This is a genomic window from Mesorhizobium sp. WSM3879, from assembly GCF_002294915.1.
Lineage (GTDB): Bacteria > Pseudomonadota > Alphaproteobacteria > Rhizobiales > Rhizobiaceae > Mesorhizobium.
Genome location: NZ_NSFZ01000002.1, coordinates 88,042 through 101,424, shown reverse-complemented (window position 1 = coordinate 101,424; position 13,383 = coordinate 88,042). Strand labels below are relative to the sequence as shown.

General features: G+C 64.9%; 13 protein-coding genes. 6 read left to right on the top strand and 7 right to left on the bottom strand.

All coding sequences use genetic code 11. The features are described from left to right. Nucleotides 1-7: 7 nt before the first annotated feature. The 5 genes from glcF to CK218_RS03980 all read right to left on the bottom strand — a co-directional run bounded on the left by glcF (nt 8) and on the right by CK218_RS03980 (nt 6,182). Nucleotides 8-1,306 carry a glycolate oxidase subunit GlcF gene (gene glcF / locus CK218_RS04000; protein WP_095826936.1) on the bottom strand — a complete coding sequence of 433 codons (1,299 nt, stop codon included), beginning with the start codon at nt 1,304-1,306 and terminating at the stop codon, nt 8-10. Nucleotides 1,307-1,375: 69 nt separating this feature from the next. Then, nucleotides 1,376-1,765, bottom strand: a complete 390-nt coding sequence (locus CK218_RS03995; protein ID WP_095826935.1) for a DUF4870 domain-containing protein — start codon at nt 1,763-1,765, stop codon at nt 1,376-1,378. Then, nucleotides 1,762-3,018, bottom strand: coding sequence for a glycolate oxidase subunit GlcE (gene glcE, locus CK218_RS03990; RefSeq protein WP_095826934.1), 1,257 nt, complete (start codon nt 3,016-3,018; stop codon nt 1,762-1,764). Before glcE ends, CK218_RS03995 begins: the two co-directional genes overlap by 4 nt. Before the next feature lie 64 nt (nt 3,019-3,082). Beyond that, nucleotides 3,083-4,579: an FAD-linked oxidase C-terminal domain-containing protein gene (locus tag CK218_RS03985; protein ID WP_095827208.1), complete on the bottom strand. Its 1,497-nt coding sequence runs from the start codon at nt 4,577-4,579 to the stop codon at nt 3,083-3,085. A gap of 286 nt (nt 4,580-4,865) precedes the next feature. Then, entirely contained in the window at nt 4,866-6,182 is a 1,317-nt protein-coding gene (locus CK218_RS03980) for a DUF3422 family protein (protein WP_095826933.1), read from the bottom strand. 208 nt (nt 6,183-6,390) lie between these two features. Between CK218_RS03980 and CK218_RS03975 the strand changes: the two genes are divergently transcribed. The 3 genes from CK218_RS03975 to CK218_RS03965 are packed head-to-tail and all read left to right on the top strand — an operon-like array spanning nt 6,391 to nt 9,190. Further along, nucleotides 6,391-7,194 (top strand): FCD domain-containing protein, encoded by an 804-nt coding sequence (locus CK218_RS03975; RefSeq protein WP_067327345.1) that lies wholly within the window; start codon nt 6,391-6,393, stop codon nt 7,192-7,194. Between the two features lie 23 nt (nt 7,195-7,217). After that, nucleotides 7,218-8,354, top strand: coding sequence for an alpha-hydroxy acid oxidase (locus CK218_RS03970; RefSeq protein ID WP_095826932.1), 1,137 nt, complete (start codon nt 7,218-7,220; stop codon nt 8,352-8,354). A gap of 59 nt (nt 8,355-8,413) precedes the next feature. Then, nucleotides 8,414-9,190 carry a metallophosphoesterase gene (locus CK218_RS03965; RefSeq protein WP_095826931.1) on the top strand — a complete coding sequence of 259 codons (777 nt, stop codon included), beginning with the start codon at nt 8,414-8,416 and terminating at the stop codon, nt 9,188-9,190. Nucleotides 9,191-9,236: 46 nt separating this feature from the next. Here CK218_RS03965 and CK218_RS31360 read toward each other — a convergent pair whose 3' ends face one another. Together CK218_RS31360 and CK218_RS03955 are read right to left on the bottom strand one after the other, a co-directional pair. After that, complete coding sequence (locus CK218_RS31360; RefSeq protein WP_275955501.1) at nt 9,237-9,368, bottom strand: hypothetical protein; 132 nt, start codon at nt 9,366-9,368, stop codon at nt 9,237-9,239. A 288-nt stretch (nt 9,369-9,656) separates the two neighbouring features. Then, nucleotides 9,657-10,355 carry a type 1 glutamine amidotransferase gene (locus CK218_RS03955; protein ID WP_095826930.1) on the bottom strand — a complete coding sequence of 233 codons (699 nt, stop codon included), beginning with the start codon at nt 10,353-10,355 and terminating at the stop codon, nt 9,657-9,659. An 88-nt stretch (nt 10,356-10,443) separates the two neighbouring features. Between CK218_RS03955 and CK218_RS03950 the strand changes: the two genes are divergently transcribed. The 3 genes from CK218_RS03950 (at nt 10,444) to CK218_RS03940 (ending at nt 13,336) form a co-directional block, all read left to right on the top strand. After that, the gene (locus CK218_RS03950) at nt 10,444-11,091 is read left to right on the top strand and encodes a hypothetical protein (protein WP_095826929.1); all 648 of its coding nucleotides are present in this window, start codon (nt 10,444-10,446) and stop codon (nt 11,089-11,091) included. A gap of 31 nt (nt 11,092-11,122) precedes the next feature. Next, nucleotides 11,123-11,857, top strand: coding sequence for a 16S rRNA (uracil(1498)-N(3))-methyltransferase (locus CK218_RS03945; protein ID WP_095776386.1), 735 nt, complete (start codon nt 11,123-11,125; stop codon nt 11,855-11,857). Between the two features lie 105 nt (nt 11,858-11,962). Beyond that, nucleotides 11,963-13,336, top strand: coding sequence for a glutamate--cysteine ligase (locus tag CK218_RS03940; protein WP_095826928.1), 1,374 nt, complete (start codon nt 11,963-11,965; stop codon nt 13,334-13,336). Nucleotides 13,337-13,383: the final 47 nt, after the last annotated feature.

The window sequence follows — 13,383 nt, the reverse complement described above, 5'->3', positions numbered from 1 at the left end:
TTTTGTCTCAACTCATTTTCGGCGGCTCGCCGCCATAGGCCCAGTCGAGCAGCTTCACCGTATGCACCACCGGCAGCTTCGCGGCCGATCCGATCTGTGTGATGCAGCCTATGTTCCCGGTGGCAACGATTTCGGCGCCGGTCGCCTCGATATTCTTCACCTTGCGGTCGCGCAGCCTGGCCGCAATCTCGGGCTGCAGGATGTTGTAGGTGCCGGCCGAGCCGCAACAGAGATGCCCTTCGCGCGGCTCGCGCACGACGAAGCCCGCCTTGGCCAAAAGCTCCTTCGGCTGACGGGTGATCTTCTGGCCGTGCTGCATCGAGCAGGCGGAATGATAGGCGACGATCGTGCCCGGCTTGCGCACCGGCTCGGGCAGGTCGAGGGCAGCGAGATATTCGGTGATGTCCTTAGCCAGCGCCGAGACACGAGCCGCCTTTTCCGCATAGGCCGGATCGAGACGCAGCATGAAGCCGTAATCCTTGATCGTAGTGCCACAGCCCGATGCGGTGATGATGATGGCGTCGAGCCCGCCCTGGTCGATTGCGCGCATCCAGGCGTCGACATTTTGCCTGGCCGAAGCCAATGCCTGATCCTCGCGGCCCATGTGATGCACCAGCGCGCCGCAGCAGCCCTCGCCTTCCGGCACCACGACCTCGACGCCGAGCCGCGTCAGCAAAGAGACGGCCGCCTCGTTGATGGCGGGATCGAGCACCGACTGGGCGCAGCCGGTGAGGATGGCGACGCGGCCGCGTTTCGTGCCCTGCCCGCCATGCACGGCGGGCGAGGCGATCGGCGATGCCGGCGGGATCGACGACGGCGCAAGCTTCAGCATGGCGGCGACCGGCTTCAGGGTCGGCAGCTTTTCCAACAGGCCGATCAATGGCCGGCCGAGTCCGGCGAGCTTCAGCGCGGCGCGGAAGCGGCCCGGATAAGGCAGCACGAAAGCCAGCATGGCGCGGGTCAGCCGGTCGAGCAGCGGCCGTCTGTAGGTCTGCTCGATGTGGGCGCGGGCATGATCGACCAGATGCATGTAATTCACGCCTGACGGGCATGTCGTCATGCAGGCAAGGCAGGAGAGGCAGCGGTCGATATGGGTGACGATCTCCTTGTCCGCCGGCCGGCCGTTCTCCAGCATATCCTTGATGAGATAGATGCGGCCGCGCGGCGAATCCAGCTCGTTGCCGAGCGTTACATAGGTCGGGCAGGTAGCGGTGCAGAAGCCGCAATGCACGCATTTGCGCAGGATCTTCTCCGATTCCGCGACATGCGGGTCAGCGAGCTGCGCTGCTGAAAAATTGGTCTGCACGAAAAATGTCCTTATCGTCTAAGCATGATCTTTTCCGCGAACCGGTTTCCACTTTGCGGGATCATGCTCTCATTGCCCGAGAAGCCAGCTTTGCGGGTCCCTAATCGGCTCGCCACGCTGCAGCGCCTGCAGGCCCAGAATGCAGCGGACGATGAACCAGACGGCAACCGCAAACATCAGCAGGAAACCGATCGCGAGCATCATCAGGACCACCGAGATCAGCGCGTAGAGAAGGCCGATCCAGAACGTCCTGATCAGGAATGTGTAGTGGCTTTCGACATAGCCGCCCGCCTTGCCGCGATTGATGTAGGCAAGCACGATTCCGATAATGCCGGTGACGCCGATGACAAGGCTGGCGAGATAGAGAATGTAGATGACCAGCGCGTTGGTCTGGCCCGGCTCAAGCCAGCGATCGGTCTGGCGCGCGCTGCTGCCCGGGCCTGGATTGGCATTGCTCATGGTGCTGCTCCCTCCGTTGACTGAGGAAGAGTAGCAGAGCTGGAAGTACGCGCCATGCGGCCGGGGTTGAGAATGTGCTTCGGGTCGAACTCGGCCTTGAGCCGCGCCGAAAGCGCCGCCAAATGCGGCGGTTGCGGTTCGAAAACGGGGAGCGCCGCGCGATGCGAGGCAGACGCCCGCACCAGCGTCGCGTGACCGCCGCCATATTTGCGGATCAATGCGCGCAGCAGTTCCGCCTCCGGATCATCCTCGCGCATCGAAAGCCACACGAGCCCGCCCTGCCAATCGTAGAAGGCGTCGACCGCCGCCTGCATGCGCAGCGCCATCACCATGTGATGCGCCTCAGACGGCGGCATCGAGACGCGCCAGACCGGCCTTGCGCCGCCATCGGCAAAGGGCACGCAGTCGCGGATGTCGCGCCAGATCGCCTTCGACGCTTCGCCGGCAATTTCCTGCAGCGGGCCGGCCTTGCTGAGCAGGTTTCGCAATGCCTCGGTACGGTAGACGACCGAGGGGCCAAAGCCTTCGACGCGCAGCAGCGTCGCGGCATCGCTGCCGAGATGGCCGGCGGCGACGCGCGCGGCGATCCGCTCGGGCAGGTGCGCGGCGCTCGAGACCTCGGCGCTGGAGCCCAGCGCCAGCGCCATAGCCGCAACGGCAGCATCGTCGAGCAGGCCTCGAATGGCCAAAGTCACCTCGGTTTCCGCCGCCGGCAGCACCTTGAAGGTGACGTCGGTCAGCACGGCAAGCGTGCCCCAGCTCCCCGCCATCAGCTTGGAAAGGTCGTAGCCGGTGACGTTCTTGACGACCCGGCCGCCCGACTTGAAGGCTTCGCCGCGGCCGGAAACCGCCGATATGCCGAGAATGTGGTCGCGTGCCGCACCCGCCTTGAGCCGGCGCGGACCGGATAGGTTCGAAGCCAGCACGCCGCCCAGCGTTCCCTTACCCGGCTCGCCGCCGAGCAGCGGCCCGTAATCCATCGGCTCGAAGGCAAATTGCTGGCCGTTCTCGGCAAGCAGTTTTTCGACTTCGGCGAGTGGCGTGCCGGCGCGTGCCGAAAGCACCAGCTCGGCCGGCTCGTAGAGCGTGACGCCGGTGAGCGTCGACAGGTCGAGCGTATGCTCGGTCTGCAGCGGCCGGCCAATGCCGCGCTTGGAGCCATGGCCGAGGATTTCGAGCGGGCTTTCCTCCGCGGCGGCCCATTGGATGGTGGAGAGGACTTCGGCGGGGCTGGATGGGGTGAAGGTGGTCATTGCAATCTCCGGTTCCTCCCCCCGCGAAGCGGGGGCGAGGAACCCAGGTTCTGAGACGTTCCCATCAAAACCTCGGAATGTCCGGAAACGCCACCTGGCCCCGATGCACGTGCATGCGGCCGAGCTCGGCGCAGCGGCGGAGCTGCGGGAAGACCTTGCCGGGGTTGAGCAGATGGCCGGGATCGAAGGCGCATTTGACGCGCATTTGGTGCTCGAGATCGGTCTGGTTGAACATTTCGGGCATCAGATCGCGCTTCTCGACGCCGACGCCATGCTCGCCGGTGAGCACGCCGCCGACCTCGACACACAGCCGCAATATGTCGGCGCCGAAACTCTCGGCCTTGTCGAGCTCGCCCGGCACGTTGGCGTCGTAGAGGATCAGCGGGTGCAAATTGCCGTCGCCCGCATGGAAGACATTGGCGACGCCCAACCCGTATTTTTCGGAGAGGTCGCGCATGCCGGCGAGCACCCTCGGCAGCTCCTTGCGCGGGATGGTGCCGTCCATGCAGTAATAGTCTGGCGAGATGCGGCCGACGGCCGGGAAGGCAGCCTTGCGTCCGGCCCAGAAGCTCAGCCGCTCCTGCTCCGACTGCGAGATGCGGCAGGTGGTCGAGCCGTTGCGGTAGGCGATCGCCTCGACAAGACCGATCAGATGATCGACCTCGACGCTCGGCCCGTCGAGCTCGACGATCAGCAGCGCCTCGACATCGAGCGGATAGCCGGCATGGACGAAATCCTCGGCCGCGTGGATCGCCGGGCGATCCATCATCTCCATGCCGCCCGGGATGATGCCGGCGCCGATGATGTCGGCGACGCATTGGCCGCCCTGCTCGCTGGTCGGAAAGCCGATCAACAGCGCGCGTGCCGTCTCCGGCTTCTTCAGGATGCGCACCGTCACCTCGGTGACGACGCCGAGCAGGCCTTCCGAACCGGTCATGACGCCGAGCAGGTCATAGCCTTCCTGATCGAGATGGCTGCCGCCGAGCCGCACCACCTCGCCATTCATCAGCACCATCTGGATGCCCAGCACATTGTTGGCGGTAAGCCCGTATTTTAGGCAATGCACGCCGCCGGAATTTTCCGCGACATTGCCGCCGATCGAGCAGGCGATCTGGGAGGATGGATCGGGGGCGTAGTAAAAGCCCTCGTGCTCGACGGCGGTGGTGATGCCGAGATTGGTGACGCCCGGCTGGGCGACGACGACACGGTTCTGATAGTCGATCGCGAGGATGCGGTTGAAGCGGCTCATCACCAGAAGCACGGCATCTTCGAGCGGCAGCGCGCCGCCCGACAGCGACGTGCCGGAACCGCGCGGCACGACGCGGATGTTGCGCTCGTTGCAATATTTCAGCACGCGGGAGACCTGCGCCACCGTCTCGGGCAGCACGACGACGAGCGGCAGTTGGCGGTAGGCGGTCAGGCCGTCGCTCTCGAAGGCGCGCATCTCGGTGGCCGTGTCGACAACGCCCTCGCCCGGCACGATGATGCGCATGTCGGCGACGATCTCGGCGCGCTTGCGCAGCGTCCCGGCATCTGGCTTGGGCATGGCAAGGCCGGACATCGAAGCCTCCTCCACTCGACTGGTCAAAATCTTTTACCAGCCGGGAGCATTCCTTGCAAACGCTGCTTTGGTCGAAATCGGATGGCGAACGACGGCCGAGCTTTCGCAGCGGCAATCTGCCGCTGGCTTCTGCCCGCTTGAGGGACCCTCGAGGGGAGATGGCCGCGAAGCGGTCAGGGGTTCGCCTCACGTAACCGCCGGCTCGTCTGGCGTCGAGGAAGATCCTGGAGCTTCTCGCGCCGCGGCCCTCTGTTGTCTTCGGGAAATCTCCCGGTCGAGGGGAAGTTTACTCGCCCGGATGCTTGGCCGGCTCGGAGTGCATCTTGCGCACGCGGCGCACGCCCCACCAGACGAGCAGGATGGCGACCGGCACCGAAGCCGCGGTGACGACTTCCGGCGGGAAGGCATGGCCGAAGCTCGACGCGCCTTTGGCGACATAGCCGATGAGGCCGACGACATAATAAGAGACGGCAGCGACGGAGAGACCTTCGACCGTCTGCTGCAGGCGCAACTGCAGCCTGGCGCGATTGTTCATCGAGGCCAGCAGGTCGCGGTTCTGCTTCTCGACGTCGACATCGACCCAGGTGCGCAGCAACGTGGTGGCGCGGGTGAGTTTTCGCGAGAGGTTCGCCTGGCGCTCCTCCACCGAGCGGCAGGTTCGCATCGCCGGCGCCATGCGCCGTTGCAGGAAGCCTGCCCAGGTGTCGTAGCCCTGTACCGACTCCTCATCCAGCGCCTCCAGGCGCTCGCTGACGATGCCGTCATAGGCGCGGCTGGCGCCGAAACGGTAGAGGCTGGATGCCGCATCGGCCTCCAATTCGGCGGCAAGTTCGGTGAGGTCGGCGAGCAAGGTCTGGCTGTCGCGGGTCTCGACCGCCTTCATTTCAAGCGTCGTCTGCGCCAGCCGGTCCTCGATGCGGCGGGCGCGACCAGACAGCGTCAGCGCCAGCGGCAGGCCAAGCATGGCGAGCGTCCGGTAGGTCTCGATGTCGATCAGCCGTTGCGACAAGGCGCCGGTGCTGGCCGGCGTCAGGCCGCGGTCGAGCACCAGCATGCGGGTCAGCCCGTCACCATCCTGGCGAAAGTCCGTGACGATGGCCGCCGCACCGCGCTCGACCAGCGAATAGCAGAGGCTGGTCGGATCGAAGCCGGCGATCAGCTTCTCGCTCGCCTGCGTCCATTTGCGGATTTCGAGCCGGATGCCGGAAATCACCGTTCCCGGCGGCGAGAAGCCGTTGCCGAAGGGCGAATCCTCCTGACCCCGGCTGCTTTCGGCCAGCGGCCCTTCCCAGAGATAGGTCGAGAACTCCGTATGCCGTTCCCAGCGCAAGGTGCCCTTGCCCCATTTCATGGCATGGTGGCGGGCATGGCGTTCGGGCGCTGCGATGCCCAAGCGCCGCGACAGGTCCGACAGCACGGCAAGGTCGACGGCCGAGCCGCCTTCGGTCATGAAGGAGAGTTGGATGAGCACGCGCGGCTTCTCGACCAGCGGGTGCGGACGAGCATGGACCTCGCCTAGCGCGCCGGGGCGACCCTCATGGGCCGGAAAGCCCATGACGCTGCCCTGGGCGCGCGGCTGGAATTCGAGATTGGCGTCCGACACGGCTGGTCCCCCTGGTTTCGACCCTTCGTGCAATCGCGTTGTCTTGCGGCAATCGGCAGGGGCCGTAAACAGCAAATTTCAGCTGCAGCCGATTCACAGAGCCGCCGGGGAGTCGACCTGATTCGGCGAATTGGATAAATAATTTGACCAGTTGGCGACGGAGGCTTAGATCTGCGCGACATCCATTCCGTTTCCAGGCGCGCTTCCATTGAGCGATATCTTCTCCAGGATCGAGCATTCGCGCACCGCCGACGAGGTGGTGCAGCAGATCGAGAGCCTGATACTCGAGGGCGTGCTGCGCACCGGCGACCGGCTGCCGGGCGAGCGCGAGCTGGCGCGTCAGTTCGACGTGTCGCGGCCGATCCTGCGCGACGCGCTGAAGGCGCTGGAAGGACGCGGGCTGCTGACCACCAGACCGGGCGGCGGCACGCATGTCGCCGACGTCATCGGCCAGCTTTTCACCAAGCCGGTGACCGATCTGATCTCGATGCATCGCAAGGCGGTGACCGACTATCTGGAATACCGGCGCGAGGTCGAGGCAATCGCGGCCGAATACGCGGCGCGGCGAGCGACGCCCGAGGATCTGGCGCTGCTCGACCGCATCATGGCGCGCATGGACGAGGCGCACCGTACCGGCGACTTCGACGACGAGGCGGAAATCGACGTCGAATTCCACCACGCGGTCTGCGAATGCGCGCACAACATCATCCTCCTGCACACGCTGCGCTCCTGCTACCGGCTGCTCTCCGAAGGCGTGTTCCAGAACCGGTTGCTGGTCTTCACCGTGCCCGGCGCGCGCGAGGCGTTGCTTGAGCAGCACCGGGCAATCCACGCCGCGATCAAGGCGGCGGATCCTGCCGCCGCGCGCAAGGCGGCGATGGACCACATTACCTATGTCGAGCGCTCCATGGCTGAGGCCGAGCGCAGCGGCGACTGGCAGCGCGTGTCACGGCTGAGGCTCAGGCAGCGCTCGGAAGCCGGCGACATCGAACCGACACGCAAACGCTCCTAAGCACTGATCACGCGGGGACTACCATGAGCGACATCCTCACCATCGCCGACCTCAAGGACATGGCGCGCCGCAAGGTGCCGAAGATGTTCTTCGACTATGCCGATTCCGGCGCCTGGACGGAGAGCACCTACCGCGCCAACGAGGAGGACTTCGGCAAGATAAAATTCCGCCAGCGCGTGCTGGTCGACATGAGCAACCGCTCGCTGGAATCGACCATGATCGGTGAGAAGGTGGCGATGCCGGTGGCGTTGGCACCGACCGGGCTGACCGGCATGCAGCATGCCGACGGCGAGATGCTCGCGGCGCAGGCGGCTGAAGAATTCGGCGTGCCGTTCACGCTGTCGACCATGAGCATCTGCTCGATCGAGGATGTCGCCTCGGCGACCAGGAAGCCGTTCTGGTTCCAGCTCTACGTGCTGCGCGACAAGGATTTCGTCCTCAACCTCATCGACCGCGCGAAGGCGGCGAAGTGCTCCGCGCTGGTCCTGACGCTCGACCTGCAGATCCTCGGCCAGCGCCATAAGGACGTGCGCAACGGGCTGTCGGCGCCGCCCAAGATGACGCTTGCCAACATCATCGATCTGGCCCTCAAGCCGCGCTGGTGCCTGGGGATCGCCGGCACGTCGCGCCGCACCTTCCGCAACATCGTCGGCCACGCCAAGGGTGTCGGCGACGTCTCTTCGCTGTCGTCCTGGACGACGGAGCAGTTCGACCCGCAGCTGTCCTGGAAGGATGTCGCCTGGATCAAGGAGCGCTGGGGCGGCAAGCTGATCCTGAAGGGCATCCTCGACAAGGAGGATGCGTTGATGGCGGCCGAGACGGGAGCCGACGCGATCATCGTGTCCAACCATGGCGGGCGGCAGCTCGACGGCGCCGCCTCCTCGATCTCGGTGCTGGAAGAGATCGCCGACGCTGTCGGCGACCGGATCGAAGTGCATATGGATGGCGGCATTCGCTCGGGTCAGGACGTGCTCAAGGCGCTCTGCCTCGGCGCCAGGGGTACCTATATCGGCCGGCCGTTCCTTTACGGACTCGGCGCGATGGGCAAGGCGGGCGTCACCAAGGCGCTGGAGATCATCCGCAAGGAGATGGACATCACGCTGGCGCTGTGCGGTAAGCGTCTGGTAACCGACATGGGCAAGGACCAGCTGCGGCGCTAGGGGCTTATTCACCGATCCGCCCTAGTTTCCCGTGATGACAGACACGGGAAGACGTCGCCTTGACTGAAGCCGGCATCCACTATCTCGACGCGCGCGGGCCGAAAGGCATACGCATCTATGCCATCGGCGACGTGCATGGCCGTCATGACCTGCTCGCCGCCATGCACAGCCGGATAGCAAGCGATCTGGAGTACGGACCAAAGTCCGATTGGCGCATCATCCATCTCGGCGATTATGTCGACCGCGGACCGCATTCGAGGAACGTCATCGAATTCCTCATCGAGGCGCGGAGCCGTGATCGCCGCAACATCATGCTTGCCGGCAACCATGACATCGGCATGCTCGAATTCCTTGCCAAACCCGATCCGGAAGGTCTGTTCATGCGCTATGGCGGCGTCCAGACCGCGGCGTCATACGGGGTGAAACTCTCGACCGGCAGCAGTTGGTTCGGCAGGTCGGACGAGGCGCTGGCGCACGGACACGCGGCCTTGGTCGAAGCAGTGCCGCAAGCCCATGTCGACTTCCTGCGCTCGCTGTCTTTTTCAGCGTCCTTCGGCGACTTCTTCTTCTGCCATGCCGGGATCCGGCCGGGGGTGCCGCTCGAAAGCCAGAACGAGCAGGACCTGATCTGGATCCGCGACGTCTTCCACGATTATCCGGGGCTGTATCCCAAAGTGATCGTGCACGGGCATACGCCGGTGCCGGACGTCGAGGTGATGGCCAACCGCGTCAATCTCGACACGCTCGCCTGGCAGGCGGGAACGCTCAGCGCACTTGCCGTCGACGGCGCTGAAAAGCGCATTCTGACGGTCGAGGGAATGGCGTTCTGGCCATGACCCCAAGTGTGGGATCAGCTTTCCGTTTGTCGGGAAGGATCAGGCTCTAGCGAAGCGCGGCGGTGACGCCGTAGCCGTCGACGGCCTGGTGATTGTTTGCAGCGTCGGCAGAATAAATGCCGAGGCCGCACACGACGATGGCAGACAGCATTACAAAGGACAAAAGCGCTGCTTTCACGGACGTCATCTCTGGTTGAGCTTTCTGCATCTGTGCACGAGGCGGTTACCAATGCGTTGAAACGATAAAATGCGTCTCAATGTTTCGACGATTTCGCGCTTCTAAGCAGATTCTGTATCGCCGGTGTGTCGCTTGGATCACACAACAGGTTCATCGCGGTTGCACGGACGATACAGAGGGCGCCCTCTTAGGCGGGCGGCCGGACACAAACCAAGAATGAAGTGCGTTTTCCCCAGGCGGAACTGCCGCCGCGTGCCAATTATGTCACGCTCCGCGGCGGTGCGACGGTCAGATCGTCGCCACCCAGGCACGCGCGATCGCGAGCCCTGCGGCGTCGGCGTGCGGTCCGTTGCTAGCCATCTCGTAGTCGAGCCTGCCGGTCCAGTCGGGATGGCGCTCGGCGATCAGCGCCGCGAAGGAGGTGCTCCAGTCGCGCACCAGCGGGCGATCCGCCTCGAAATGGAACTGGAAGCCATAGACGGCGCGGCCAATACGAAAAGCCTGGTTCGCCGCGACATCATTGCTCGCAAGCCGCACGGCCTTCTCGGGCAGGTCGAACGTATCGTCGTGCCATTGGAAAGTCGGGAACTTTTCCGGCAAGGCGCCGAGAACAGGGTCGTGCTTGGCTTCGGCCGTCAGCGACACCCCGCACCAGCCGAATTCAACCGCACCGCCGATGTGGTTGTCGGCGCCAAAGGCGCGGGCGACGAGCTGGCCGCCGAGGCAGATGCCAAGCACCGATCGGTCCTTGCCGGCGAAATCGCGCGTCAATTCGAGCAAGGCGGGAAAATAGGGATAGTCGTCGTCGGCCAGCGCATTCTGCCCCCCGCCCAGAACCACCATGGCATCGTGACCGTTCGCGTCCCGGGGCAGCGGATCGCCTTGGTAGGGGCGGCGCAAGTCAAGCTCGGCGCCAGCCTCCGCGAGAGCGGCGCCGACTTGGCCGAGGCCGGTATTGTCGTAGTTCTGGACCACCAGCACCCGCATCCGCGAATCCCTGCTGACATGAAAATGACGGTGGGAGCGATATCATGCCGCCTCGGTTTCAGCCAAGCCGCGCGCCGGAGAGAAAGCTATGCCACTGCAGAACCGGGTCGATCCGTTCGGCGTCATCCATGCCGTGCCCGAGCGCGGCCTCTTCACCGGTAATCGCGGTATCATCCATGACCCCGAGACTAAAACGCTCCTGAGGAAGCGTTGGGCGCTGCCGGCCTGGATCATCTGCGTCTGCCAATTCCGCGGCGTGCGACGCGAGCCGATGGGCCGCAATCGGCCTGGAGGAAAGGCCGGCTGGACCGAGCTGTTCTTTCTCGACGAGGTGACGGCGCTCGCGGCCGGTCACCGGCCCTGCTTCTACTGCCGGCGCGACCAAGCGAGAGATTTCGTGCGGCGCTTCGGAAAGGTCTTCGGCATTGCCGAACCGCGCGCGCCGATGGTCGACAAGCGGCTGCACAAGGAGCGGCTGGCCTCCGGCGGGCGTCCGCCGGCCGTCTCATCGGACGAACTCGCCGGTTTGCCGGATGGAGCAGTCGTGGCCGAGGGGGAGACCGCCTATGCGCTCCGCGCCGGCAAGGCGCTCGAATGGTCCTTCGCAGGCTATGCCGAGCCCGTCTTGTTCAATCGCCTCGCCGGGCGATCGCTGCGACTGCTCACGCCTGCCACAAGTGTTTCGGTGCTGAGACATGGTTACGCGCCGGTCTGGCATCCGTCCGCCGATACTTGACGACAACCCGCGCCTCGCCCATTGCTCGGCCATGCGCGCCAACTACAAAATGCAGCGGCTGTTCGTGCCGGACGATCTCGGACCGGGCTTCGAATTCGATGCTGGACAGCAGCAGAGCCACTATCTCGCGCATGTGATGCGGCTCGGCGAAGGCGCGGAGGTCCTGCTCTTCAACGGCCGCGACGGCGAGTGGTCCGCTTCGATCGCCGCCAAGACCAAGAAAGCCGTGCGGCTCAAGGTGCTTACCCTGCAGCGGCCGCAGCCGCCGCTGCCCGATCTCGTCTATTGCTTCGCCCCGCTGAAGCAGGGCCGGCTCGACTATCTGGTGCAGAAAGCGGTCGAAATGGGTGCCGGCATCCTGCAACCGGTCATCACCCAGCACACACAAGTGGCCAAGCCTGGCATCGATCGGCTGCGCGCCAATGTCGTCGAAGCGGCCGAGCAATGCGGCATCCTGGCGGTGCCAAAGGTGTGCGAAGCAGAGAAGCTGGAGCGGCTGCTCGGCGGCTGGGACAAGGAACGGCGGCTGATCTTCTGCGACGAGGATGCCTCGACCAACAATCCACTGCCAGCCTTGCAGAAGGTGAGCGAGAAGAAACTCGCGCTGCTGGTGGGGCCGGAGGGCGGCTTTTCCGATGACGAGCGCAGGATGCTGCGGGCGCTGCCCTTCGTCAGCGCCATTCCGCTCGGGCCGCGCATCCTGCGCGCCGACACCGCGGCGGTCGCGGCGCTCGCGGTGATGCAGGCGACGATCGGCGACTGGTGATCAAATCCAGTTGAGGCGTGGCTCAGGATTTTTCGCTTGATCGGCTACTGACATTTCGTCCATCTAGCGCCCGGCGGCTAGCTGACGGCTGCGGAGGGCTTTCTTATGGCGCGCGACACAACCGATATCCAGCCCATCGAAGGCATCGACGAACTCGTCGGCTATCTGGCGGCCGGCAACAAGCCGCGCGACAAATGGCGGATCGGCACCGAGCACGAGAAGTTCCCCTTCTATGTCGATGGCAACGCGCCGGTGCCCTATGGCGGCGAGCGCGGCATCCGCGCCATCCTGGAAGGCATGCAGGAAAAGCTCGGCTGGGATCCGATCATGGATGCCGGCCGCATCATCGGCCTAGTCGAGCCGACAGGCCAGGGCGCGATCTCGCTGGAGCCGGGCGGGCAGTTCGAGCTCTCCGGCGCGCCGCTGGAGACGATCCACCAGACCTGCCGGGAGGGCAACGCGCATCTGGCGCAGGTGCGCGAGATCGCCGAGCCGCTCGGCATCCGCTTCCTCGGCCTCGGCGGCAGCCCAAAATGGTCGCTTGCCGAAACGCCGAAAATGCCGAAGTCGCGCTACGAGATCATGACCCGCTACATGCCGAAGGTCGGCTCCAAGGGCCTCGACATGATGTATCGCACCTGCACGATCCAGGTGAATCTCGACTTCGAAAGCGAGGTCGACATGCGCCGCAAGATGCAGGTGTCGCTGAAGCTGCAGCCGCTGTCGACGGCGCTGTTCGCCAATTCGCCCTTCACCGAGAGCCGGCCGAACGGGCTGCAGAGCTGGCGTGGCGACATCTGGCGCGACACCGACAACCAGCGCTCCGGCATGCTCGAATTCTGCTTCGCGCCGGATTTCGGCTTTGCCGACTATGTCGAATGGGCGCTCGACGTGCCGATGTATTTCGTCATCCGCGACGGGCAGTATCACGATATGACGCGCTACACCTTCCGCCAGTTCATGGCGGGTGCCGCGCGCACGCAAGTGCCCGACGGCCTGCCGACGATGGGCGACTGGGCGAACCACCTCTCCACCCTCTTCCCCGATGTGCGGCTGAAGCGCTTCCTCGAGATGCGGGGCGCCGACGGCGGACCGTGGCGGCGCATCTGCGCGCTGCCGGCTTTCTGGGTCGGCCTGCTCTATGACGAGCAGGCGCTCGACGCCGCAGAGACGCTGACCTCGAGCTGGACCTACGAAGAAGCGCTGGCGATGCGCAACGCCGTGCCGGAGCACGGCATTTCGGCGCCGTTCCGCAATGCCACCTTGCGCGAGGTTGCCCGCGACGTGCTGGCCATCGCCCGCACGGGTCTGAAGAACCGCGCCAAGAAGAACCGCGACGGCTATGACGAGACGTCGTTCCTCAACACGCTCGACGAGGTCGTGGCGCGCGGCACCACCAGCGCCGAGGAGATGCTTTCGGCATATCACACGCGCTGGGGCGGCTCGATCGAGCCGGTGTTCATGGAATATGCCTACTGACCGTTCGCCGGCCACCTGAGCTGTGGCTCGGCAAAAGCTGCTTCATT